We start from the raw sequence: 26229 nt of genomic DNA, 5'->3' as shown, positions 1-26229 counted from the left end.
GATTGGCTAATATTGCAACTTTTTTTCAACGCGAATTTGAAAACAATTGGATTTCCTCTAAGATTTGAAAGCCATCCCACACTGGAATTGCACCTTCTTTTATTAATTTATTTGTCCCTCGTGACTGCTCGCTAAAAATATTTCCCGGCACTGCAAAAACATCTTTTCCTTGCTCAAGAGCAAGCTCTGTTGTGATAAGTGTCCCGCTTTTGAGTGCGGCTTCCGTTACGACCAGTGCTTCACACAATCCGCTAATAATCCGGTTTCGTGCAGGAAAATGCCATTTTTGCACACCTACATAGGGTGGATATTCTGTTATGAGTAAATGCTCACTTGCCATATATGCATTCAGCTCTTTATTTTGTGGTGGGTAGCTATGGAATAAGCCATGGCCTAAAACACCTATCGTCTTTCCACCATATCGGATTGTTGCTTCATGTGCAAGTCGGTCGGCACCTTTTGCAAGACCGCTCACTATGATATATTGCTCACGAATTAATGGGGGAAGAATGGATTTCAATACGTTTTCACTATAGCTAGTCGCTGCTCTCGAACCGATGACCGCCATCATTTTCGGTCTGTTCAGCAGCTGAACATCACCTTGCGCATATACAACAGCAGGTGCATCGTACAGCTGTTTTAAGCGTTCCGGATATAAAGGGTCCGTATAAGGAATGGGCGTAATATTATGTTGGTCATAATATATTGCCATCGACCTTTGTATGAGCTCTTTATAATGTTTTATGAGCTGTGCGGCTTTTTCTTCTCTTATATTTAGCTGGCTCGCTAAAAATTTTGGCGAAATATGCAGTATTTCGTCGAAATCATCTGTAATTTTCATTAAATTTCGGACTTTTTCCCAGGAGAGAGGAAGAATATAATGCAGTTTCAATAATTGTTCATTTGCTGGATTGGCCATATCAACACTCCTTTTTAATAGAAGAAATTCAGATGACCGCAGTTTTAAGTGTGAGGTAAGCATCGTGTAAAACATAGTATTGCCAATGAATACAGGCTATTAACCCGTCCACGCAACCTAATGTACGGAGACATACGAAAAAGATGTAGCGAGGCGACCGCTACATCTTTCATTTTAATGTGTTTTACAAGCTTCGTACAAGCCTTTTTCTTTGATTACTTTAATCAGTGTTTCACCGATTACAGAAGGCGTCGGAGCTACTTCAATACCTGCTGCATTCATTGCTTTGATTTTCTCTGCAGCTGTTCCTTTACCGCCGGAAATAATGGCACCTGCGTGACCCATACGCTTTCCTGGAGGTGCTGTTTGACCACCGATAAAGCCTACTACCGGTTTGTTCATGTTTTCCTGAATCCATTCAGCAGCTTCTTCTTCCGCTGTACCACCGATTTCTCCAATCATGACAACCGCATAAGTTTCCGGGTCTTCGTTGAATGCTTTTAAGCAGTCAATAAAGTTTGTCCCGTTTACCGGGTCGCCCCCGATTCCTACCGCTGTTGTTTGACCAATTCCTGCCTGAGACAGCTGGTGTACCGCTTCATAAGTTAAAGTACCAGAACGTGAAACAACACCTACATGTCCTTTTGTATGAATGTAACCCGGCATGATACCAATCTTACATTCATCAGCAGTAATGACACCCGGACAGTTTGGACCAACTAAACGTGTCTTCTTGCCTTCCATATAGCGCTTTACTTTTACCATATCAAGTACCGGTATATGTTCTGTAATACAAATCGCCATATCCAGGTCCGCATCCACTGCTTCGATAATTGCATCTGCTGCAAATGGTGCCGGTACGTAAATAACGGATACATTGGCACCTGTCGCATCGACTGCTTCTTGTACTGTATTGAATACAGGAACACCTTCGATTTCAAGACCGCCTTTACCTGGTGTTACCCCTGCAACGATTTTTGTTCCGTATTCAAGCATTTGTTTTGTATGGAAAAGGGCTGTTTCCCCAGTAATCCCTTGTACGATTACTTTTGTTTCTTTATTAATGAACACACTCATGCCGTTACCCCGCCTTCAGCTTCAACTAATTTCACGATTTTTTGAGCGCCGTCTGACATTGAGTCAGCTGCCACAATGTTTAAACCAGATTCATTTAACAACTTTTTACCTAGCTCTACGTTTGTCCCTTCTAAACGTACTACTAACGGAACCGCTAAACCAACTTCTTTTGCAGCCGTAATAACACCTTTTGCAATGATGTCGCATTTCATGATCCCACCAAAGATGTTAACGAAAATTCCTTTAACATTTTTGTCTGATAAAATGATTTTAAAAGCTTCTGTTACTTTTTCGGCTGTAGCACCGCCCCCAACGTCAAGGAAGTTTGCGGGTGATCCGCCGTAGTAACTAATCGTATCCATCGTCGCCATGGCAAGACCTGCACCATTTACCATACATCCGATATTGCCGTCTAACGAAATATAACTTAAATCATATTTAGATGCTTCAATTTCTTTTGGATCTTCTTCATCGAAATCGCGTAATTCTACGATATCTTTGTGACGGTATAATGCGTTTGCATCAAAGTTGAATTTTGCATCAAGTGCCACTACCTGGTCATCACCAGTTACAACTAGCGGGTTGATTTCTACTGTTGATGCATCTTTATCGATAAATGCTTTGTAAATACCAAGCATTAATCCTACTGCTTTATTTACTAACTTAGCAGGAATATTCATATTGAATGCCATACGGCGTGCCTGGAAAGCATTCAGGCCTGTTACCGGATCAATCACTTCTTTGAAGATTTTTTCCGGATTCGTCTCGGCTACCTCTTCAATATCCATACCGCCCTCTTCAGAACCCATCATTACTACTCTAGAAGTTGCACGGTCTAATACTAAACTTAAGTAATACTCTTTTTTAATGTCCGAACCTTCTTCTATATAAAGACGCTTTACTTCTTTACCGTCTGGACCTGTCTGGTGAGTTACTAAAATTTTCCCTAATAATTCTTTAGAGAAAGAACGAACTTCATCCAGGTTTTTTGCAATTTTAACGCCACCCGCTTTACCGCGGCCCCCTGCATGAATTTGTGCTTTCACTACTGTTACGTTAGATCCTAGCTCTTTTGCTGCTTTTACTGCTTCGTCTGGTGAAAACGCGACACTTCCTCTTGGAACCGCTACACCGTATTGTCTTAATATCTCTTTCCCTTGATACTCATGGATATTCATGATACATCCTCCCATCGGACATTTGGAAATTATTCTACTAACATAATCTATTTTATACAATTATTCAGACAATGTCTATATTTGTCACACAAGCAATTTTTAGATTGCTTTATGTCAAAATATTCTTTGTCTAGATATTTTCTAATTTTCCGAAAGATATACTCTACATAAAAATAAAAAACATCGACTATTTATTTTTAAAAGTTAACCTCTGCTTTTCATTCAAATGATAAATAAAAGCAAAAACTTCTGCAACCGCCTGGTAAAGTTCTTCCGGTATCGATGTGTTCAAATCTAGCTGGCCTAACAGCTCGACTAAGTTTGGGTCTTCATAAACGGGTACTTCATGCATCGCTGCTTTTTCTAATATATTTTCCGCAATTTTCCCTTTCCCTTTTGCAACGATTGTCGGACCACTGCTTTTTTGCGGATCATAGGACAGGGCGATTGCTTCTTTTCTTATATATTTTTTTTCGGTCATACGCGTATATCGACACCCCCCTGCTCGTCTTCTCGCTGATTTGACAGTTTTGTGACAGTTTTTTCTCCTTGGTCTGCAAAAGGTTTGATAAACAGTCCCGATAATGTATATTCTTTTTCCAGCAATCCCGACTTTAATGTGCCTTTCAGCGATGTCGCCAACGAATCCAAATTCGGCATATCATTATATATATTAATCGTGACAACACGGTTTTGTACTTGCATATCGATTACCGTCTGCTGCAATGTTTCCATATTTAAATAGAATAGAATACGTGCAAAATTGGCATCGATTTTACCATCTTCCTTCATTCGACCATTCCATTGCAATGTAGCATCCATTTTCTTGCCGAAAAAATTTAGCGGCACTTGCATGACAAGCTGATGCTGATGTCCATTTTCCCCTGAAGTGAGCTGCATACCATTTAGTCTGGCCATCACCATTTCAGCGGCATCTTTTATTGCAGCGGGTGTTTGGACATCTTGAAGAAGCGCCAATAATTGCGGTTTTATCTGCTGGGCAATGGCCTGAATATCCCCTGCCTTATTTGCAAGTGTCGCCTCATAGCTGACACCGAGCCCCTTTAAAACGGTTTTTATTGCCTGTTCCATCGCACGACCATCAACTGCCGCCTGTACTTGACCTTCTGCTTGCGTAAGAGCACTTTGCATGACCGGCTGTGAACTATCAGCCGTCACTTTCACTAAATTCCGTAACAGCTGCTCTGCAACCGGTAAATTCGCATCCGGCTTCAGTAACGTAAACAATTGATCCTTGGCGGTTAATCCTTGATCATTTTGCATAAACAATCGCGGCGTCACATTTTCACTGTATGCGTTTGTCAATTGCTGCCGTAGTTGATTTACCAATGCTTCCACTGCTTGCTTCGAAGCCGGAATTTGCTCAAAACGCGTTAATAATTGCTGTAGCTGCTGCTTTTGTGTTGACGATAATAAGCTTTCATTATTAATCCAGACTCTTACTTGCTCTAACATCGGTTTTATCTGTTCAGAGCTTGTTTGCCCGAGCTGCTGCAGCATTTGACCTGCTTCTTTAAATAGCGGTGTTGCTGTTGTCTGTACTTGGTTCACAGATTGTTGGCTTCCTTGCTGGTTTACCGTTTGCCAATTTTGCAAAGTAGCATTTTGCGGTAAAATTCCAGCTTCTTTTAATACTGTCAGCGTCTGAAGTTTTGATGCAATCGGCAAATTATTATCCATTAAATTTTGGGTCGCCCGTGCAAGGAGAATACCGCCTGTTTCATTGTTTAACGGCTTTGCCAGCTGATCAATCTGCTGTAAAAGTGACAATTTAATCGCTTCATTCCCTCCAGACTGATTTGCCAAGAGCTGCGCTAAATTCGCTAAATTTGCCGACATACCATCTGTTTTAATCCCTTGAGTCAATGCTTGAAATACGGTATCTGTGAAAGGCATTTTCAGCTCCACCATACGCTGTAGTGCCTGAAGTGCACTATTTTTATCCACTCCTGCGGGCAAGTTTTTCATCCAGCTTTCCGCTGCAAGCAGCTGTTCTTTCGCAAGTGGCAGCTGGGCTTTCATAAAATGTGAAAGTACTTGCTGCATTTCATTCGATTTCGGCAAATTCATCGTCTCAAGCAGCTGGGACATTTGCTGGCCGGAAGTCATCGATTGTGACATCGGCCCGGTAATGACTTTTAATTCTGTTTGTGGATTTGTCGCTGTTACCTGAAAAAAGTGTGCATCGCCAAGCTTTAATGGAACTTCCAGCTTCGCCATGAGCTTTTGATTGCCCACTTGGACTTCCGCCATCTGATTTGGGTAGAGCTGCTTTATCGTCCCATGAAATACTTGATCTTGCCTTAGCGATAATGGCTGATTTGCTGGTACTTGCTGCGAAGTATTTGTTTGGACTGCATTAAACGTTGAGAAGTTCATGCCGTTACTCCCTTCTTTGAAGTATGGATTTTATCGGTTCGAATGTTTTTCGATGATGTATAGTCGGTCCATATTGCGCGATCGCTTCCAAATGCTGTTTTGTTCCATAACCTGCATGCTGGGCAAAACCATATTGCGGAAATTCGAGGTCCAGCTTCTCCATATAGTCATCACGTGCCGTTTTTGCTAAAATGGATGCCGCTGCGATTGCCAGGCTGCGGGCATCCCCCTTTATGATGGAAGCTTGCGGAATTGATGTTGAAAGAGTCATCGCATCGGCCAATATGTAATTTGGTGTGACTTCAAGTGCTTCAATACTTTTTAACATGGACTGTCGTGTTGCTTCATAAATGTTAAGGCGGTCAATTTCTTCGGCACTTTGAAAATGAACTGCATAATACAATGCATGTTTTTTAATCCGTTCAGCAAATTGATTGCGTTTTTCCTTTGACAATTGTTTGGAATCGTTTACACCAAGGAGTTCCTGGCAGTGGTTCGGCAATATAACAGCCGCAGTTACGACAGGCCCTGCCAGTGGTCCGCGCCCGGCTTCATCTGTACCTGCGATATAGGCATGTTCATATGGTAAATAGCTTGCGTCAAATTGCAGTTTCTCATTATGCGCTTGTTGGAGTGCCTCCATCTTCTCAAGACGCTTTTGAAATTGTATCCATGCCTTTTGAACACCTGACCGTTCATCCTTTACTATAAAATCCATCCATGGCTCAATTTGTGCTGCTGTTTTCAATGCTTCTGTAATCTCTTTAATTGTTTTCATATAATGCCCTCAAATCTATTAATTCCGTTTTCTTTATATATCGTCAATTTCCATTCTGGAGGCCAACACGCTGTTGGTCACGAATGCGTTGTCACAGGGCGTGACGGTTTTAGCATTCGTTCCATACCCCTTCATTCCAATCAACTTTGCTTTTTATATAATTTTACTTTCTATCATTCTTACTTGTTATATCGTCTATTGTTCTTATTATAAAAGAAAAAACCTTTCTCAAATAAATGAAAAAGGTTTTGCCTGTCTATTATCCCACTTTATCCGTTGTTTTCTTGCTTTTTCTGGCGATTTAGCGCGGCAGTTTTTTTCCGGCGTTCTTCGTTTTCCAGGGCAATCGCTTCTTCCAGTTGCTCTTTTTCAAGTTGCTCGGAAACAAAGTCAAATGTGAGTTTCCCAAGATTCTGTTCACGAATGTCGCGTACAATTAATACGGACACCTGATCATAGTCAATCTCTCCGCCTTGTCCAAATACACGGCGTAATTTCCCGATTGCATCGAATGTTTCAACAAGCTCTTCGGATACAGATGAAATTTTATAGCGTTCTTCCATGCGCGTTGGATAGTGCGTTTCTAAAAAACGTAAGCCGTATACAGCCAAGTCTTCCATATTCATAATCGTATCTTTAATTGCACCCGTTAATGCGAGCTTGTAGCCGACTTCCTGATCTTCAAACTTCGGCCATAAGATACCTGGTGTATCCAGAAGTTCTATTTCTTTACCGACTTTAATCCATTGCTGTGCTTTCGTAACACCTGGCATATTTCCTGTTTTCGCTAAGTTTTTCTTCGCTAAACGGTTGATTAAAGTGGATTTCCCGACGTTCGGAATACCGACAATCATGGCGCGGATCGCACGCGGCTTCATTCCTTTTGATTTCATGCGCTCCCATTTATCCGCCAAAATCTCCTGAGCAGCCTTTGTAACCGCCTGCAAGCCTTTCCCTTCCAACGAGTTGATTGCTACTGCTTTAAAGCCTCTGTCGGCAAAATATTGAATCCAGCGGCGTGTTTCCTGTTCATCGGCCATATCTTGTTTATTTAAAATGAGCAGACGCGGTTTTTGATGGATGACTTCATCGATCATCGGATTACGTGAAGATAATGGTAGACGTGCATCGACAAGTTCAAAAACGATATCGACAAGCTTTAAACTTTCCGATACTTGGCGGCGTGCCTTTGCCATATGTCCTGGAAACCATTGAATTGTCATAATGTATAACCTCCTGTAAATTACATACTTCTATTTTCAACAAAAAAATGAGGAGTTTAAACTGCCCCCTCATTTTAGACAATATTTACGATAATAAATATTACTTTACGATTTCAATTTCGTTTAACGGCCAGAAAATGATATTCGTATTACCGATAATTTCTTTCTGGTCGACAATGCCGATATGGCGGCTGTCTTTACTGAAGCGACGGTTATCGCCCATTACGAATACGTAGCCTTCCGGAATCACATCCAGTGACGGATCGATATCTTTCAGCGAGAAGTCGCCTGTTAGGTTGCCTTCGCTAATTTCGGCTTTATATGCGTCCAAATACGGTTCGTCGATCGGTTCCCCATTAATGTATAATTGATCATCCTTATATTCTACAAAGTCCCCTGGAACACCGATGACACGTTTAATATAGTCCTTTTGTTCTGGTGCGTGGAATACGACGATATCAAAACGGTCGGGTTCGCCGATTTTATAGCTGAATTTGTTGACGATCATGCGATCACCATTTTCAAGGGTAGGCATCATTGAATCCCCGTCTACTACAATCGGTGTAAATAAAAAGTAACGAATAAATGCGGCAATCGCAAATGCAATCAGTAGAGCTTTCGTCCATTCCCAAAGCTCATTTTTTTCTTTTTCAGTTTTTTCCACGTAGCTATCCCCCTTGCTCATCACATTTATTGTATACGAAATATGTATATCAAGCAAAAATCTAATCTAAATATTGCATCAGATTATCTATAGTTTATTGTCAAAATCACATGTTAATACACATTTTTATATTTAAAGAAAGAAAGGGACTTGTATATACAAGCCCCCTTCTAAAAAGTTCTTATCGAATTTCTTTAATACGAGCAGCTTTACCACGTAAGTTACGTAGGTAGTAAAGTTTAGCACGACGTACTTTACCTTTACGTACTACTTCTAACTTAGCGATTTTTGGAGTGTGTACTGGGAAAGTACGCTCTACACCAACACCGTAAGAAATTTTACGTACTGTGAAAGTTTCGCTAATTCCGCCACCACGACGTTTAATAACTACACCTTCGAATAATTGGATACGTTCACGAGTACCCTCAACGATTTTAACGTGTACCTTAACTGTGTCACCTGGTTTGAATGTAGGTAAGTCTGAACGTAATTGATCTTTAGTGATCTCTGTAATAATGTTTGACATTGTTTTCTCTCCTTAGACAGATGCTCATGCACGCTAATTTAAGCCACAGCGGAACACCGTAATTCAGTGCTTACATTGAAGCACAAAATGAATCTTACCATAATTATTTTAGGCTTGCAAGTAGTTTTGCTTTACATTTCACTCTTAATTTTTTCAATTATTTTTATTTGCTTGTCCGTTAATTCAAGTGCTTCCAATAAATCCGGTCTACGCTCTAACGTACGCTTAAAGGACTGTTCCTCACGCCACGCTTCGATTTTCGCGTGATTACCTGATAACAGTATATCCGGCACTTTCATCCCTCTAAAATCAGCTGGACGCGTATAATGAGGATGCTCTAATAACCCTGTTGAAAATGAATCCTGAATATGTGAATCTTCCTGCCCTAATACACCCGGCAATAAACGTACAACCCCATCGATTACCGTCATCGCAGGAAGCTCGCCGCCAGTTAAAACAAAGTCGCCGATTGAAATCTCATCTGTTACAAGATGTTCCCGGATTCGCTCATCATATCCTTCATAATGGCCGCAAAGGAATACTAAATCATCTTCCAGTGCAAGCTCCTCCGCCTTCTTCTGCGTGAAGCGCTCGCCTTGTGGACACATGAGTATAACACGCGGTTTGCGGCCTTCTGTAATGGCTTCAACCGCATTGAACATCGGCTCCGGCTTTAATACCATTCCCGCACCGCCGCCGTATGGGTAATCATCCACTTGTTTGTGCTTATTTACACTGTACTCCCGGATATCGGTTACTGCGAGCTCGACTGCACCTTTTTCCTGAGCCTTTTTTAAAATTGATGCGCCAAACACACCTGTGAACATATCGGGAAATAAACTTAATACGTGAATCTTCATTCCAGCAAACCTTCCATTACATGAATAATGATTTTCTTTTCATCGACATCAATATCTTTTACGATATCTTCAATGTAAGGAATGTAGTGTTTCTTACCATTTTGCGCTTTAACTTCCCATACGTCGTTTGCGCCTGTCTCTAAAATATCAGTAACAACGCCGATCAGTTCGCCCTCTTCCGAAAACACTTCACAATCTTTAATTTCAAAGTGATAGTATTCATTATCTTCAAGCTCATCTTCCGCTAATTGATCCATCGACACTTTTAAAAGACCTTCTTTAAATGGTTCCACTAAATTAATGTTTTCCATTCCTTCAAATGTCACCAATATAAAGTTTTTATGGCGTCTTGATGAACTGATCGTTACCCAAGTCGGTTTTTTATCATCTTTTTTGAATGCCGCAAGTTTAGAACCGACCGCAAAACGTTCTTCTTCAAAGTCCGTCGTCGATAAAATTCGCAGTTCCCCGCGAATACCATGTGTATTTACAATACGTCCTACATTAAACCATTCCATGTATATTCCACCTTTTATAATAATTTGTTACCACATAACTTTTATATACACCGTTGTTTGGAGTGAAGGCGGCGAAGTAACATTCAAATGCCTTTTGATTTGAATGTTACTTTGCGACGAAAGCGGAGCGACAGGAGCACATGCACAATGCTCCTATGGCAACCGCAATAAACTCCTACCGTAACGGAAAACAACATTATCATAACAAAAAAAGAAGGGTTAGCAAAATGCCACCCTTCTTTTACTAATCCAATATATCGACATACGTCTTTTTCTTCTGGTGGCCGCCCGCTGCTGAGTACACAATCGTACGAATTGCCTTCGCAACACGTCCTTGCTTGCCTATCACTTTCCCTCGATCCTCTGGATGAACAAAAAGTTTATAAACAACTCGATTGGAAGTTTCGTCCGTCTCAATACGAACGTCTTCCGGATAATCGACTAACGGTTTCACAATTGCTTCAATCAGCTGCTGCATAATGCCACCTCCGAATTAATCATTGAATTATTTGCTGTATTTAGCGTTATGGAATTTTTCCATGATACCTTGTTCTGAGAACAGGTTACGTACAGTATCAGATGGTTTTGCACCATCAGTTAACCATTTAAGAGCTTTCTCTTCATCGATTTGTACTGTAGCTGGAACTGTAAGTGGGTTGTAAGTACCTACTGTTTCGATTTGACGGCCATCACGTGGTGAACGAGCGTCTGCAACTACGATACGATAGAAAGGAGATTTTTTAGCTCCCATACGTTTTAAGCGAATTTTAACTGCCATTTTAATAGCACCTCCGAATAAGTTTCACACAAGATATTATATTAGCAATGTCTTGATGGTTTGTAAAGTGTTTTTTCTTAACACCTTATTTTTTATTTAAATAATGAATCAAAACCAGGCATTTTCATCTTCTTTTTACCTTTACCCTGAGCCATGCCCGTCATCTGTTTCATCATTTTTTTCATTTCTTCAAACTGCTTCAATAAGCGGTTTACTTCTTGAATTGTCGTCCCCGAACCAGTGGCAATACGCTTTTTACGGCTCGCCGAAATAATTTCAGGGTTTGTTTTTTCATTTGGTGTCATCGAATAGATAATTGCTTCGATGCGTCCCATCTGCTTTTCATCGACTTTGACATTGTCAAGGCCCTTCATTTTGTTTGCACCCGGAATCATTTTCAATAATTCATCAAGTGGTCCCATTTTTTTCACAGCTTGGAGTTGTTCGATAAAGTCATCAAATGTAAAGCTCTGTGTCATGAACTTTTCTTCCAGCTCTTTTGCCTTTTCCATATCAACGTTTGCTTGTGCTTTTTCGATCAGTGACAGGACATCGCCCATCCCTAAAATACGTGAAGCCATACGCTCCGGATGGAAAGGTTCCAGTGCATCCATCTTTTCGCCCATACCGACAAATTTAATCGGTTTCTCTGTAACCGAGCGAATCGACAGTGCCGCACCACCACGAGTATCACCGTCTAATTTTGTTAAGACAACGCCCGTAATGCCGACAGTTTCGTTAAAGCTTTGCGCAACATTTACAGCATCTTGACCTGTCATGGCATCAACAACTAAAAATACTTCATCCGGCTCTTTTAAACCGCGAATGTCTTTCAGTTCCTGCATCAGTTCTTCATCAATATGAAGACGACCGGCTGTATCGATTAATACAACGTCCAAATGCTCTTCTTTTGCATGCTCGATTGCCTGACGTGCAATTTCAACAGGTGAAACATCTGTACCAAGTGAGAACACCGGCAGTGATAACTGTTTTCCTAATGTCTGTAATTGCTCTACAGCCGCTGGACGGTATATATCTGCTGCAACGAGTAATGGTTTTTTATTATATTTTTTACGTAATACATTCGCCAATTTACCTGTAGTTGTCGTCTTACCTGCACCTTGTAAACCAACCATCATAATGACAGTAGGCGGACGGTTGCTGAATTTAATCGGACTTTGCTCGCCGCCCATTAAATTCTTCAATTCATCCTGAACAATTTTAATGACTTGCTGACCAGGTGTTAATGATTTCATGACGTCGACGCCGACTGCACGCTCACTAACTTTTTTAACGAATTCTTTTACTACCTTTAAGTTTACGTCCGCTTCGATTAAGGCAAATCGGACTTCACGCATCATTTCTTTAACGTCTTGTTCCGTTACTTTCCCTTTACCTTTAATCTTTTGGATCGTACCTTGGAGTCGCTCTGCTAAACCTTCAAAAGCCAACTCGTTCGCCCCCTAATCCGATTCCTTCAGTTGTTCAACCAATGCTAGTTTCGCCTCTGTCGTAGAAGCCTCATCCATAAACGCATTCGTCAATTGTTTTAACACGATTTGACGTTGTTGAAACTTTTCGAATAAATTTAGTTTTTCTTCATATTCTTCAAGCATCGCCTCAGTACGGCGAATATTATCGTAAACAGCTTGGCGTGAAATATTATAACTTTCGGCGATTTCTCCTAACGAGTGATCGTCCAAGTAATATAGTTCCATGTAGCTGCGCTGTTTATCAGTTAATAACGCTTGATAAAAGTCGAAGAGAAAGTTCATGCGTGTTGTTTTTTCAAGTAGCATTTTTATCTCTCCAATCATAATTTGTCTATCTTATCATAATCTTGTGGGCAGTTACTGTCAAGGTAATCCCCTTGTCCATTGTAGAACCTTTTCTTTTCATTAATAAACGATTTCGAAAAAATGGCGATGCTCCTTCACGAAAAAGAGAGCATCGCCATTTCTTATATAATAGGAAGAATATGATAAACCGGACCAAATTTTCTACAGGGTAACACCTGTTTTAAAAATAGCCATTTCTTTGAAATTCATTCGTTCATGGTTTAATTGCTCGCCACTAGCAACAGCAATAATATATTGAATAAATTCTTCCAAAACCGCATCTTCGTCTACGCCATCTTCTAGTATTTGCCCTGCATTGAAATCAATCCAATGTTTTTTCTGTTCATAAATAGCGCTGTTTGTGGATATTTTCATCGTAGGTACAAATGAGCCGAATGGCGTACCGCGTCCTGTAGTAAACAACACTAATTGACAACCTGCAGATGCAAGCGCTGTACATGCAACAAGATCATTTCCCGGCGCACTCAATAAATTCAACCCGCGCTTTTTTAACCGCTCTCCGTATTTTAAAACATCGACAATTTCAGCACTGCCCGCTTTTTGCGTACAGCCTAACGACTTGTCTTCAAGCGTAGTGATTCCGCCTGCCTTATTGCCTGGTGAAGGATTTTCATAGATCGGCTGATTATAGTCGATAAAGTACTGCTTAAAGTCATTAATAAGCGAAACAATCTTCCCGAATGTTTCCTCATCTTCTGCACGGTTCATTAAAATCGTTTCCGCTCCAAACATTTCCGGCACTTCCGTCAGCACCGTTGTACCGCCCTGGGATACTAAAAAGTCGGAGAAACGCCCTAGAAGAGGATTCGCCGTAATGCCAGATAAGCCGTCTGAACCGCCACATTTCAGTCCGATACGCAATTCACTGATCGGAATATCTTCTCGTCGATCGTTGCGGACTGCCTCATGTAGTGCTACAAGCGCTTCTACACTAGCTTCAACCTCATCATCAACTTGCTGGGACACGACAAATTTCACACGGGACGTATCGTAATCGCCAAGTTCCTGCTTCATCTGTTCAATTGTATTATTCTCGCAGCCCAGCCCTAATACAAGCACAGCTGCAGCATTCGGATGGTTAACAGCATCCAGTAAAATAGTACGTGTATTTTCATGGTCATCACCTAATTGCGAACAACCAAAATTATGCTTTAATACAAGCGTGGATTCAAAAGGCGCAATACTTCCTACCCGTTGCTCAAATTCACGAATGATCATGTCCGCAATACCATTCACACATCCGACTGAGGGTATGATCCATAGTTCATTTCGTATACCGACTTCACCATTGCTACGTCGGTACCCTTTAAATGTTAAATTACGTTGCGGATAGTTCAATGAAATATCTTTCTTGTCGTAATTGTAGTTAATGATGTCCTGCAAATTTGTTTTTACATTATGCGTGTGGACGACCGTTCCTTTTGCAATGTCTTCAGTAGCATGCCCAATCGGATAGCCGTACTTTATAATATGTTCCCCTTTTTGAATGTTACGTGTGGCAATTTTATGCCCTCTAGGAACTTCCTGCTCTAGATTAATCTTCTCTTGGCCGATCGAAAATGGTTCACCCGCTTCAAAGGAACGTAAAGCGACCGCAACATTATCAGACGAATGAATGACAATCGTTTCTTTCATAATCCTAGTGCCTCCTCTTCCAATTCCGCAATGAACTGTGCTGTTTGGCTCTCTTTAAACGCCGTAATTGCCTCCCCGACAAATTGTTCAAGTTGCGGAATCGTTGTTAAATCTATCCCCCAAAGATTTTCATTACTCAGTACACCCGCTAATGGCTTTGCCTTAATTTGCTCGATCGCTTCCGGAGCATCTTGCGGTGAAAATACTTCTGGAGTTTGATATAAGTATATCCACGCAGCCAATGCTGTTGTTAAATGTTTTGGAAGTGTTGCATATTGCTTATAATACGCCAGTAGAGATGGGATATTTCTAGTTTTAAACTTGGCAAGCGCATTAAGTGCAATACTTTTTACGTAATGTGCAATAAACGGATTTTCAAAGCGTTCTAATATCGCCTGTTGATATGTCATTAACTGTTCTTTGTCGCCATTAATCGTAGGAATCACTTCCTGTACAAGTAAACGTTGAACGAAAGGTCTTAATTTAGAGTGTTCCATCACTTGCCCGACTGTATCTGTATCCAGCAAAATAGCAAGCGGTGTTAAGGCAGAGTGTGCACCATTGAGCATTTTCACTTTACGCTCCCGGTAGTAACTCAAGTCGTCTACAAGCTTTACTTCAAATTGATTAGTAACTAACGGAAAAGAATGAAGCGCTTCTTTATTTTCTATTACCCAAATATAATACGGTTCTGCAGCAACGAGTAATTTATCCTCATAACCAAGCTTCAACGTCAATTCTTCATATTGGCTTTTCGGGAATCCGGGTACGATTCGGTCAACAAGTGTGTTGCAGAACGTATTGGCACCTGTCACCCAATCGATGAAGCTCTGCCCTAAATCCCATGCATTTGCATAGCTAACAATCCCGTTTTTTAAAGCGGTACCGTTCTGTTCAATTAATTCGCACGGTAAAAAGATCAGCCCTTTTGACGGATCCGCTCCAAATGTTTCATAGCGTTTCCATAAAAAGTGCGTCACATTGGCCACAAAGTTTTTTGATGGCTGTGCATCAAATGGAAGTTGCTCATATACAATTCCTGCCTCCGTTGTATTGGATACAACATATTGGAGATCTTCCGAAACCGCGAGCTTCATATATTCTTCATACTGGTTTTGCAATGAAATACTGCGTGTCACACTTTCAATCACTTGTTCATAATTGACTTGCTGACCATTTTGAATCCCTTGCGTAACAAGTGTGTATAGACCATCTTGCGCATTGATCACTTCTGATGTACTTCCTGATGTCGACTGGACAATAACAATTCCTAAATCCTGTTGCTGCTGTAAATTCGCTTCATGTATGAGCCAATCAACAAAAGCACGGAGAAAATTCCCCGTGCCGAATTGGACAATACGCTCTACGACAGCTGTTTTTCGAGTATACAATTCGTTAGATAACTGTTGCATGCTTCATCCACCTCATTTAAAAGTTAAAGTAATTTTTTGCATTGTAATAGCAAATATCTTGTACGATTGTTCCAAGAAGCTCGTAATCTTCAGGGAATTCTCCATTTTCCACCCATTCTCCAATGAGATTACTTACTAAACGTCTAAAATATTCGTGACGTGTGTAGGACAGGAAACTACGCGAATCAGTCAGCATTCCGATAAAGCGGCTGAAAATCCCGATGCTCGCAAGTGCCTTCATCTGATCAAGCATTCCTTCTTTTTGGTCATTAAACCACCAAGCCGTACCGAATTGGATTTTCCCAGGCACTTTTTCCTGGAAGCTTCCGACTATACTTGCAATAACATAGTAGTCTTTCGGATTTAATGAATAAACAATCGTTTTTGGTAATGCATCTTCAAGTGCAAGTGCATCCAATAAACGTGTCAATGGTACTGCGATCGGTCCGTCATTAATGCTGTCATACCCTGTATCCGGCCCTAAATTATTGAACTGACGTGTATTGTTGTTACGGTGTGCCGAAATATGATATTGCATCGCCCAATTGTAAGAAGCGTACTGTTTCCCTAAAAAGATCAGTAATGCTGTTTTATATTTCGCTTCTTCTTCCAGCGATACTTGTGATCCTGCAAGCCCCTTATCAAAAATAGCACTCACTTCTTGTTCTGTCGCTTCTGCATAATAAATCGTATCCAATGCATGGTCTGACACTTTACCACCGACTTCATCAAAAAACTGAATTCGTTTTGCAAGAGCTTCTTTTAATTGTTCATAAGATTCGATTGTTTCGCCGACAACTTCCGATAATGATCCAATCCAAGCCGCAAATGTCGGCTTATTGATTTCCAATGCTTTATCCGGTCTGAAACTCGGCAGTACTTTCACGTTAAACTGCTCATCTTTTTGAAGTGCGATATGATATTCAAGTGAGTCAATCGGATCATCTGTAGTGCAGATCACTTCTACTTTTGAGTCCAAAATTAACTGACGAGCTGTCTTTTGAGGTAATTGTTCATTTACATTATCCCAAATAGCGCGTGCTGTTTTTTCATTTAATAAAGTTTCTTCATTAAAGAATCGGCGCAGTTCTAAATGTGTCCACTGATATAAAGGGTTGCCAATTGTATACGGAACGGTTTTTGCCCATGCTTCAAAACGCTCATAATCATCTGCATCACCTGTTACAAGATGCTCTGGAACTCCATTTGCGCGCATCGCACGCCATTTATAATGATCCCCGTACAACCAAGCCTCTGTAATATTTTTAAATTGCTTATCCTCATAAATTTCCTGAGGACTTAAATGACAGTGGTAATCGATAATCGGTAAATCTTTTGCATAGTCGAAATACAACTTTTCCGCTACTTTATTGTTCAATAGAAATGAGTTATCCAAAAATGTTTTTGCCATATTCTAGTCCCCTTACTTTAATAGTAATTCCGGAAGTTTTAACGTAATGTCTGGAACAAACGTTATTAATAGTAGTATAACAATCATTGCACCATAGAATGGAAGCATCCCTTTTGTCGCTTTTTCAATCGGTATTTTTCCGATCGCACATCCGACAAACAGACATGTACCAACTGGCGGCGTTACAAGACCGATTGCTAAGTTCAGAATCAATACAACCCCAAATTGAACCGGATCCATACCTGCTTCAAGCGCTACAGGTAATAAAATTGGTGTCGCAATTAAAATTAACGGTGCCATGTCCATGAACATCCCTAATACTAGTAAAATGATATTAATAATTAATAATGTTACAAAATCATTCGGCGAAACAGCCAATAACGTTTCGGTTACCATTGCTGGTACTTTTAGAAATGCAAGTAACCAGCCGAATGCCGAAGAAGCAGCAATTAAAAACAGTACCATCGATAATGTTTTTACTGTACGTTTTAAAATGTTCCCCATTGCCGATAGCGGCACGTCTTTATAAACGAAGAACGAAATAATAAACGCATATAACGCACCGATTGCCGCGGATTCAGTCGCTGTGAAAACACCGGATAATATCCCGCCAATAATAATGACCGCTGTAAACAATCCTAATAATCCTTCACGTACAATTTTCGGAACTTCTTCACGCTTAATCGGTTCACCTTTCGGATAATTACGTTTTACTGCAATCGTATACGCAAAGATCATTAAAATTAACCCTAATGCAATACCAGGAACTATCCCCCCCATAAACAATGCACCAACCGATACACCACCGGCAGCAGTAGAATAAATGATCATATTATGACTTGGCGGAATTAAAACCCCTTGTGCAGCACTTGAAATTGTAACGGCAACAGAATATTCCGCATCATATTTTTGCTTTTTCATCATCGGAATTAATACAGAACCAATTGATGAAACGTCCGCTACAGCCGAACCGGAAATACCTCCAAAAAACGTTGAAGATAAAACGTTTACCATTGCTAAACCGCCGCGTACTTTACCGACAATAACGTTCGCTAGATTAATTAAACGACGTGAGATACCGCCTTCATTCATAATTTCACCAGCTAAAATGAAAAATGGAATCGCAATAAGCGAAAAACTATTCAATCCACTTACCATTCGCTGTACAATAGCAGCTAAATCAATCCCTAAGTAAATCGTAGTGACAAATGACGATACAGCCAGACAAAGTGCAACCGGCACTCGTAAAAGTAATAACACTACAAATACTGCAAGTAAAATCCCAATCCCCATTATTTAGCCGCCTCCATCGCTTCTTTGGCATCGTCATCAAAATCTTCATGAATCGCATCTTTAAAGAACATTTCAACCCCATAAATGAACGTTAAAATACCACTGACAGGAATTGCACTGTATAGAAAACTTTGCGGTAATCCTGTACCAGCCATTAGCGATCCGTGCATTAAAAATGTAAAACGGAAGCCGTAGTAAATAAAAATAATACTCATGGCAATCACTAAAACTTTTGTAATGAGATCAATTTTCTTTTGAATGTTCTTTGGCATCAAGCCTACAAAAACCCCTACCCCAATATGTAAGTTGTCTCTAAAACCAATAGCAATTCCGATAAAGGCAATCCAAATCAGTAAAAGCAATGCCAACTCTTCCGTCCATCTCGGTGTGAAATCTAAAAAGTTACGTGTGAATATTTGATAAATGATGATTAGTGTCATTGCAACAATCATTGTTCCTAACAGATAATCAAGACTGCGGTCTAAAATACTTTTTGCTTTTTTTATAGTAACCACTCGTTTGCCCTCCCCTTTGTTTTACTTAACTAATGATTGAATCTTCTCTAAATTCTCTTTAAATTGCTCGCCGTATTTTGTGTAGATCGGTTGAACAGCTTCTTGCCAAGGTGTGACATCATCGATGACAGTAACTGTATTTCCGGCATTTTTTGCTTCACGCAAAGACTCTTCTTCCAACTCTGCCCACGCTTTTCGTTGCACTACTTGTGATTCCAGTGCCGCTTCCTTAAAGATTTCCTTATCTTCATCGGATAACGTATCCCAGAATGCTTTCGAAGCCGTCAAAACTTCGGGTACACCAGAATGTCCATCCATCGTTATGTACTTGGCCACTTCGAAATGATTCGTCGTGTAGTAACTCGGGAAGTTGTTTTCAGCCCCATCAATTACCCCTGTTTGAATAGCCGAATATACTTCACCATATGACATTGCTGTGGCAGATGCTCCTAATGCCTCGACCATGTCAATATTTAAACTTGATTGCTGAACTCTTATTTTTAGCCCCGCTAAATCTTCCGGTGATTTTACTTCCCGGATTGCATTATAGAAATGACGATTTCCGGAATCGTAAAAAGCCAGACCTTGTAAATTTGATTCGCTTAATCCATCTAATAATGTCTCGCCGATATCACCATTCAATACTTCCCACTTATGTTCATCATCTGAAAACAAGTATGGTAAGGATAAAACACCTAATGACTCCGAGAATTCCATTAAAGGACTGCCATTAACTCGCGCCAGTTCAATTGCCCCAACCTGCATTAATTCAATGGCACTCTTTTCGTCACCAAGCTGTCCTCCTGTGTAAACTTCCACTTTATAACGTCCATTTGTTTTTTCTTCAATTAATCTCGCAAATTCATAATCGCCGACTGAAGTAGGATAATCATCTACCTGGTTCTCGGCTAAAATGATTGTTTGTGCTTCTTCTGAAGAATTACAAGCAGTTAAAAATATTGTTAATGCAAGTAATAGTATTAAAACCCCTTTTGTTCTCATCATTTTTCCCCCTTGTATGCGTTTACATTTAGCTAAAACGATTTAGTAAAACGTTTTATTAAAAATAATAAATTATCTTCCAAACATTTGCAAGGACTATTCTTAATTTTTAGAATATTATTCTTAAAAAATAATATTCTATAATTTAAGAGGACCTGTTCTTATACAGTTCCTCAATCGTTATCATTTTTATACTAAAATGGGATCAAAACGGTATGCGGATAATAATTCTTCTGTGTAGCCGCTTTTTTTGATTTGGAGAAACAAATGAACGGCTTGTTTGGCCATTTCTTCTGTTGGCTGTTCAATCGTTGTCAATTTTGTAGACATAAATTTAGCTAATGGCATTTCGTCAATTACGGCAATACCGATCTTCGCTAAAAAATCCGGAGCATGTTCTTTTAAATAATGTAAAATTGCGAGCAGCATGCGGTCATTTCCGGCAATGATACCGTCGAGGTTGACTTCTGTAAGCAACTGATTGAACTGTTCAGGCAGGTTTTCTGCTGAAGTAGCAATTATTTGGTGTTCTCCATAAGCTAACCCCCTATTATTCATTGCCTTGCGGAAACCTTCTAGCCTTTCGACACGTGGCGTAATATTTTGTTCGATCGAGCCCGCCACAATAGCTAAATTGCTATACCCCTTATTTAACAGTTCTCCAACTGCCAGATCGATTGCTTTTTCATTATTCAATAGAACACTTGGAATTTTCACATCGGCAATCATACGATCTAAAAATACAACCGGTATATTACTGTTATATAAATAGTCATACAAATCTTTGTTGTTGCCAGTAGGGAAAAGAATAAACCCTTCTACCTGCTTTGCGAGCAGCAAATCAATATGTTCACGTTCCAGTTGCGGATTATCATTTGCATTGCACACAATGACTTGAAAACCGTGCTGCTGAAACTGACGCTCTAAATGATGGACGATATGCGTAGTAAACGTGTACATAATATTGGCAACTATAATCCCTATTGTTTGTGTACCTTTGTTTTTCAGGCTTCGTGCTAAAATATTTGGTCGATAGCGTAGTTTTTCAACGGCTAACTGGATTTTTGCCCGTGTTTCAACACTCATGTACTCATAGCGCTGATTCATAAATTGTGAAACAGTACTGACCGAAACATTTGCTTCCTTAGCAACGTCGGCAATTGTTACTTTTTTCATTTTTGACTCCTTTTGTAAAAGTTTACTAAAACGTTTTGGTAAAGTTTATCATGTCAAAAGATAATACGAAATGCAACCCCTCAATTTAGAATTAAAAGAAAAATCAGTCGATTGACTCATTTCTCAACAAAAAAGCAATTCGTAAAATGAATACGAATTGCTTTTTGAATAGAATAAATCATTACTCTTCTGATTTTTTAAGTTCTTTTTCAAGTCCCTCGGCAAATAAACCGTATACATAACGTTCTGCGTCGAATGGCTGCAGATCGTCCATTTTTTCACCAAGTCCTACAAATTTCACCGGGATGTGCAGTTTATTGCGAATTGCCAATACAATACCGCCTTTTGCCGTACCATCCAGTTTTGTTAAAACAATACCAGTTACATTTGTTGCCTCTTTGAACATTTGAGCCTGAACAAGCGCATTTTGGCCTGTTGTCGCATCCAATGCGAGCAATACTTCATGCGGTGCATCCGGAATTTCACGAGAAATTACACGGTGCACTTTTTCAAGTTCGTTCATTAAGTTGACTTTGTTTTGCAGACGGCCGGCTGTATCGCAAATTAAAATATCGACACCTCGGTTTTTGGCTGCACGAATGGCATCATACATTACTGCAGCCGGATCGGAACCTTCTGACTGTGCTATGACTTCTACACCGACACGGTCACCCCATACTTGCAGCTGCTCAATGGCACCGGCACGGAAAGTATCACCCGCTGCCAGCATCACTGATTTCCCTTCTGATTTTAAACGGTGGGCCAATTTACCGATTGTCGTTGTCTTACCGACACCATTTACACCAACAAATAAAATAACCGTTAAATCTCCGCTCTGCTGAATATTTAATTCTGTTAAATTTTCTTCGCCAGATTCATAAATTTCAACAAGCTTTTCAGATATAATTGCTTGAATTCCATTTGTATCTTTAATGTTTTGACGCTGTACTTCAAAACGTAATTTATCCATTAATTCCATCACGGTCTCAAAGCCTACATCCGCTTGCAGCAATACATCTTCAAGTTCTTCAAAGAAATCTTCATCCACTTTACGGTAACGTGCAACTAAATCATTTACTTTAGAAGTGAAAGAATTACGTGTTTTTTCTAATCCTGCTTTAAACTTCTGTGTAATCGACCAGGCAGACTCTTTTTGAGGTTGTTCCACAACATCAGTGTCCGATTGATTCGATATCTCCTCTTCAACAGGTTGAATTTCTTCAATTGCAGGCTGTTCAATTGTTTCTTCCTGTTCTTTTTCAACAATTTGTTCAGAATTAGGATCTTCTTCCTCGACAGTTTCAATTAATCGATTTTCTTCCTGTACTTGTTCGTCAAGCGGTAACAAATCCACCTGTTGATCTTGTTGTTCTTGTTGTTCACTATTACCTGCCAGTTTTTCTTTCAGTCGCTTAAAAAAACTCATCTTCCGCCACTCCCTTGCGCTACTAATTCAGCATGTTCTTCCAGTTTTACGGATACAAGTTTCGATACACCTGACTCTTGCATTGTAATACCATACAGAACATCTGCCCCTTCCATCGTGCCTTTACGGTGCGTAATGACGATGAATTGAGTATGCTCACTAAATTTACGTAAATATTCACTATAACGCACAACATTCGATTCATCCAATGCTGCTTCAACCTCATCCAAAATACAGAATGGTACAGGTCGCGTATTTAAAATCGCAAACAATAAAGCAATAGCCGTTAATGCTCGTTCTCCGCCGGAAAGCAGACTTAAGCTTTGTAGTTTCTTCCCTGGAGGCTGGGCAATAATTTCAATGCCTGTCTCTAACATATTATTAGGATCCAACAGCACCAGATCAGCTGTACCGCCACCAAACAGCTCTCTAAAGGAAATGACGAATTGCTTGCGGATTTGTTTAAATGTTTCACTGAAACGTTCTGTCATTTCTTCATCCATCTCGCCGATTGCTTTGTGCAGCGTATCTTTTGCAGCGACCAAATCTTCGCGTTGTTCACTTAAAAATGTATAGCGTTCCTGAACACGCTCATATTCTTCTATCGATGTTAAATTGACTGGACCTAGTTCCTCGATCGATTGCTTCAACAGCTTTACTTTCCGTCGAACTTGTTCTTCGTCCTCTATGCCGATTGCTTCTTCTTGAGCAGATAAAATATCAAGTTCATATTGCTCGAGCAACTGCTCTTGCAAACTATTCATTTCAAATTCAATTCGGCTGCATTTCAGCTCCAATGCACGCAATGCATCGACATAGCTTTTGTGTACTCGCTGTATTTCCTGCAGGTGGATTTCATTTTCCGTAACTTGCTCATGCAAAGTAGAACGCATTGTACGGTTCTTTTGAATAATTTCTGTTAACGCGTCTTTTTTCTCCGTCCATTCGACAATTGTTTGGGCCAATTCTTCTGCAGATGGCCCGTTTAAACCATCTTCAGATTCCACCCAGTCGATTTCCCGGGAAATTTTTTCGACATTTGCCTGTGCTTTTGACAAATTCAGTTCAATTCCTGCAATCGATGCCTGTACTTGCGTTAATTGTTCTTGGGCAACAGCAAGCTCAGATCTTTGTTGGGCTAACTGTTCACGCAGCACATCTTTTTGTGTTTCACTCTGTGCCTTAGCAAGTGTCAGTTCATCAACCGTTTGCTGAATTTCCTGTAATTCTTTACTTAATTCGGCTAATCGTGATTGTGCAGCTGCCTGTTGTTCATTTAAAGATTCTTTACGTGTCGATAATGAAGTTTGCTCCGACTGCGTAATCGTTACAGTCGTCTGCAGGTTCTTTACAATCATATCGAGTTCCATAAGCTTCGCACGGTGGATTTGCTCTTGTTCACGCAATGATTCACCTTGCAGCTTCATCTCTTCCAATGAATGTCGTAATGCTGCAATCTGTTCTTTCTTCGTCGCTACCGTATGCTCTGCAGAATGGATTGTTGTTTCCATTTCCCCTAATGTTGATACGAGTTTGTCGAGTTCGGCTTTTCGCGAAAATAATGAACTTTGCTGTTTTACGGCACCACCGGTTAAGGAACCACCAGCATTCACGATGTCCCCTTCAAGTGTAACAACCCGGTACTTAAATCCGCATAAACGGGCAATTTGACTCGCGCCTTCTAAAGAAGATGCAACTAGTACATTCCCTAAAAGGTTTTCGATAATTGTAGTATTTTCTTGTGCATAATTCACTAGTTCATATGCTAAGGCAACATATGCAGGATGTGATTGAATATCACTTAATTGCTGTGCATGAATCTTCCGAGAGCGCATAACTGTTTTCGGTAAAAATGTTGCACGGCCTGCACGTTTTTGCTTCAACCAGCCAATTGCTTTTTGGGCATGTTGTTCATTATCAGTCACAATATGCTGTGAAGCTGCGCCTAATGCTGTTTCAATTGCCTGTGAGTATTTCGCCTCGACTTGAATCAGCTCGGCAACCGCACCTTCAATCCCTTGCAGTTCTTTACGATCCCGCGCTAAAAGGACTTCCTTAACACCATGGAAGAAGCCTGAAAAATCAGCCTCAAGTTCAGCCAATGTTTCTTTACGTGCCTTTAATTGCTGATGATGCTGATAAGCTTTATACAATAATGCTTGCTTTTCATCTAAATCGGCAGTCGCTGATTTTAACTGAAGCTGCATGACATCAAAATGACCAAGCTGCTCTTTCACAGACTGTTCTGCCTGTTCCAGCGCACGTTCTGTCACTTCTTTTGCAACGAGTGCTTCAGTCAGTTCTTTTTGAATTTCTGATGAACGACCTGTCATTCGCTCAACAGATGCCTGTTCCTGCGAAAGTTGCTGGTCGATATGCTTTAATTCATTTTTTACTGTCGCTTCTTCATTCAGCAGGTTAATATACGTATTTTTCGCATCTTCAATTTCTTGTTCGATTTCCGAAGCAGAGCGTGTTAAAGCTTGCTCTACTTGCTTTAACGTTGAACGAATTTCAGTTACGATTTTTTGCTTTTCCGTAAACTGACCGCGTTTTTCCCGTTCAGCCTCTTGCAGATCTTTTACCGTATTGGATGCTTCCGTTAAGCTATCACGTAGTTGCTGAATTTGTTTTTCGGCATTTGAACGCTTTTCGTTAAATAGCGCTTTACGCCCTTCCCAACGTTCTACTTCTGCGCTCGCTTCGACAAGCTGCTCTTGAGAACTGTCCAGCACTTCATCAATCGCTTTTAACTCCGTACGCATTTTGCGCAATTGCTGTTCAACTGTCGCAATTTCCGTTGCATGTTCTTTTTCGGTTGCTGTTAATTTGCGCTGCTCTTCGGTATAGCCTTGCAATACTTTCCCGCTTGTACGGATATCATGAACCATTAATGCTATATCAAAATCTTTCAGTTCTTCTGTCATCCGCACATAATCTTTCGCACTGGAAGCCTGAATTTTCAATGGCTCCAGGCGCTGGTCGATTTCATGCAAAATATCGAGAACCCGATTTAGATTTTCATCTGTTTCAACAAGTTTATGCTCCGCTTTTTTCTTGCGCAGCTTATATTTTAAAACACCTGCAGCCTCTTCAAAAATACTGCGGCGGTCATCTGGACGGCTGTTTAAAATTTCATCAACTCGTCCTTGGGAAATAATTGAAAAGGCTTCTTTCCCAAGCCCCGAATCCATAAACAAGTCTGTAATATCCTTCAGGCGACACTGCTGGTTATTCAATAAATATTCACTCTCGCCCGAGCGATAGACACGTCTTGTCACACTTACCTCAGTATAAGGTATTGCTACTTGTTCATCTGTATTATCTAAAACAAGTGTAACTTCCGCAAAATTCAGTGCTCTTCTCGATTCACTTCCTGCAAAAATAACGTCTTCCATTTTGGCTCCACGCAGGCTTTTGGCAGACTGCTCTCCTAATACCCACCGGATTGCATCTGTTACATTACTTTTCCCACTACCATTTGGTCCTACAACTGCAGTAACACCAGGTACAAAATCGATCCCGATTCGTTCGGCAAATGATTTAAAGCCTACTACTTCGAGTCTTTTAAGGAACATG

24 protein-coding genes are annotated in these 26229 nt (G+C 40.4%); all 24 read right to left on the bottom strand.

The genetic code is table 11. The features are described 5' to 3' along the window. Positions 1-25 precede the first annotated feature (25 nt). Positions 26-919, bottom strand: a complete 894-nt coding sequence (gene dprA, locus MHB58_RS05025) for a DNA-processing protein DprA (RefSeq protein ID WP_340734799.1) — start codon at positions 917-919, stop codon at positions 26-28. A 174-nt stretch (positions 920-1093) separates the two neighbouring features. Beyond that, complete coding sequence (sucD, locus tag MHB58_RS05020; protein WP_008403301.1) at positions 1094-1996, bottom strand: succinate--CoA ligase subunit alpha; 903 nt, start codon at positions 1994-1996, stop codon at positions 1094-1096. Beyond that, a complete protein-coding gene (sucC, locus tag MHB58_RS05015) occupies positions 1993-3174 on the bottom strand; it encodes an ADP-forming succinate--CoA ligase subunit beta (protein WP_008403302.1) in 1182 nt (393 codons plus the stop codon). The genes sucD and sucC overlap by 4 nt, the downstream gene beginning before the upstream one ends. 187 nt (positions 3175-3361) lie before the next feature. Then, complete coding sequence (locus MHB58_RS05010) at positions 3362-3655, bottom strand: EscU/YscU/HrcU family type III secretion system export apparatus switch protein (RefSeq protein WP_340734798.1); 294 nt, start codon at positions 3653-3655, stop codon at positions 3362-3364. Next, complete coding sequence (locus MHB58_RS05005) at positions 3652-5574, bottom strand: hypothetical protein (protein ID WP_340734797.1); 1923 nt, start codon at positions 5572-5574, stop codon at positions 3652-3654. Before MHB58_RS05005 ends, MHB58_RS05010 begins: the two co-directional genes overlap by 4 nt. 4 nt (positions 5575-5578) lie before the next feature. Then, positions 5579-6352, bottom strand: coding sequence for a ribonuclease HII (locus tag MHB58_RS05000; RefSeq protein WP_340734796.1), 774 nt, complete (start codon positions 6350-6352; stop codon positions 5579-5581). A gap of 269 nt (positions 6353-6621) precedes the next feature. Next, positions 6622-7575 carry a ribosome biogenesis GTPase YlqF gene (ylqF, locus tag MHB58_RS04995; protein WP_008403306.1) on the bottom strand — a complete coding sequence of 318 codons (954 nt, stop codon included), beginning with the start codon at positions 7573-7575 and terminating at the stop codon, positions 6622-6624. A 100-nt stretch (positions 7576-7675) separates the two neighbouring features. Beyond that, positions 7676-8239 carry a signal peptidase I gene (gene lepB / locus MHB58_RS04990; RefSeq protein WP_008403307.1) on the bottom strand — a complete coding sequence of 188 codons (564 nt, stop codon included), beginning with the start codon at positions 8237-8239 and terminating at the stop codon, positions 7676-7678. Positions 8240-8420: 181 nt separating this feature from the next. After that, entirely contained in the window at positions 8421-8765 is a 345-nt protein-coding gene (gene rplS / locus MHB58_RS04985) for a 50S ribosomal protein L19 (protein ID WP_008403308.1), read from the bottom strand. 131 nt (positions 8766-8896) lie between these two features. Continuing rightward, the gene (gene trmD / locus MHB58_RS04980) at positions 8897-9625 is read right to left on the bottom strand and encodes a tRNA (guanosine(37)-N1)-methyltransferase TrmD (protein WP_340734795.1); all 729 of its coding nucleotides are present in this window, start codon (positions 9623-9625) and stop codon (positions 8897-8899) included. Further along, positions 9622-10143, bottom strand: coding sequence for a ribosome maturation factor RimM (gene rimM, locus MHB58_RS04975; protein ID WP_008403310.1), 522 nt, complete (start codon positions 10141-10143; stop codon positions 9622-9624). Before rimM ends, trmD begins: the two co-directional genes overlap by 4 nt. Before the next feature lie 244 nt (positions 10144-10387). Next, the gene (locus MHB58_RS04970; RefSeq protein ID WP_008403311.1) at positions 10388-10621 is read right to left on the bottom strand and encodes a KH domain-containing protein; all 234 of its coding nucleotides are present in this window, start codon (positions 10619-10621) and stop codon (positions 10388-10390) included. A gap of 27 nt (positions 10622-10648) precedes the next feature. Beyond that, on the bottom strand, positions 10649-10921 hold the full coding sequence (gene rpsP / locus MHB58_RS04965; RefSeq protein WP_008403312.1) for a 30S ribosomal protein S16: 273 nt from the start codon (positions 10919-10921) through the stop codon (positions 10649-10651). Positions 10922-11013: 92 nt separating this feature from the next. Further along, the gene (ffh, locus tag MHB58_RS04960) at positions 11014-12372 is read right to left on the bottom strand and encodes a signal recognition particle protein (RefSeq protein WP_008403313.1); all 1359 of its coding nucleotides are present in this window, start codon (positions 12370-12372) and stop codon (positions 11014-11016) included. A gap of 12 nt (positions 12373-12384) precedes the next feature. After that, complete coding sequence (locus MHB58_RS04955) at positions 12385-12720, bottom strand: putative DNA-binding protein (protein WP_340734794.1); 336 nt, start codon at positions 12718-12720, stop codon at positions 12385-12387. A gap of 201 nt (positions 12721-12921) precedes the next feature. Next, the gene (locus MHB58_RS04950) at positions 12922-14415 is read right to left on the bottom strand and encodes a UxaA family hydrolase (RefSeq protein WP_340734793.1); all 1494 of its coding nucleotides are present in this window, start codon (positions 14413-14415) and stop codon (positions 12922-12924) included. Further along, a complete protein-coding gene (locus MHB58_RS04945) occupies positions 14412-15827 on the bottom strand; it encodes a tagaturonate reductase (protein WP_340734792.1) in 1416 nt (471 codons plus the stop codon). Before MHB58_RS04945 ends, MHB58_RS04950 begins: the two co-directional genes overlap by 4 nt. A 16-nt stretch (positions 15828-15843) precedes the next feature. Further along, a complete protein-coding gene (gene uxaC / locus MHB58_RS04940) occupies positions 15844-17238 on the bottom strand; it encodes a glucuronate isomerase (RefSeq protein WP_014824506.1) in 1395 nt (464 codons plus the stop codon). Between the two features lie 12 nt (positions 17239-17250). Then, on the bottom strand, positions 17251-18531 hold the full coding sequence (locus MHB58_RS04935) for a TRAP transporter large permease (protein WP_008403319.1): 1281 nt from the start codon (positions 18529-18531) through the stop codon (positions 17251-17253). Next, positions 18531-19046 (bottom strand): TRAP transporter small permease, encoded by a 516-nt coding sequence (locus MHB58_RS04930; RefSeq protein ID WP_008403320.1) that lies wholly within the window; start codon positions 19044-19046, stop codon positions 18531-18533. Before MHB58_RS04930 ends, MHB58_RS04935 begins: the two co-directional genes overlap by 1 nt. A 21-nt stretch (positions 19047-19067) precedes the next feature. Next, the gene (locus tag MHB58_RS04925; RefSeq protein WP_340734791.1) at positions 19068-20048 is read right to left on the bottom strand and encodes a TRAP transporter substrate-binding protein; all 981 of its coding nucleotides are present in this window, start codon (positions 20046-20048) and stop codon (positions 19068-19070) included. A 189-nt stretch (positions 20049-20237) separates the two neighbouring features. Further along, positions 20238-21224 (bottom strand): LacI family DNA-binding transcriptional regulator, encoded by a 987-nt coding sequence (locus tag MHB58_RS04920; RefSeq protein WP_340734790.1) that lies wholly within the window; start codon positions 21222-21224, stop codon positions 20238-20240. 181 nt (positions 21225-21405) lie between these two features. Then, on the bottom strand, positions 21406-22650 hold the full coding sequence (gene ftsY / locus MHB58_RS04915) for a signal recognition particle-docking protein FtsY (protein WP_014824509.1): 1245 nt from the start codon (positions 22648-22650) through the stop codon (positions 21406-21408). Next, positions 22647-26228: a chromosome segregation protein SMC gene (gene smc, locus MHB58_RS04910; protein WP_340734789.1), complete on the bottom strand. Its 3582-nt coding sequence runs from the start codon at positions 26226-26228 to the stop codon at positions 22647-22649. Before smc ends, ftsY begins: the two co-directional genes overlap by 4 nt. Between the last annotated feature and the right edge of the window lies 1 nt (position 26229).

Source organism: Solibacillus sp. FSL K6-1554, assembly GCF_038005185.1.
GTDB lineage: Bacteria > Bacillota > Bacilli > Bacillales_A > Planococcaceae > Solibacillus > Solibacillus silvestris.
Note: the sequence above shows the minus strand (reverse complement) of the source record. Positions and strands in the feature narration are given on the sequence as shown.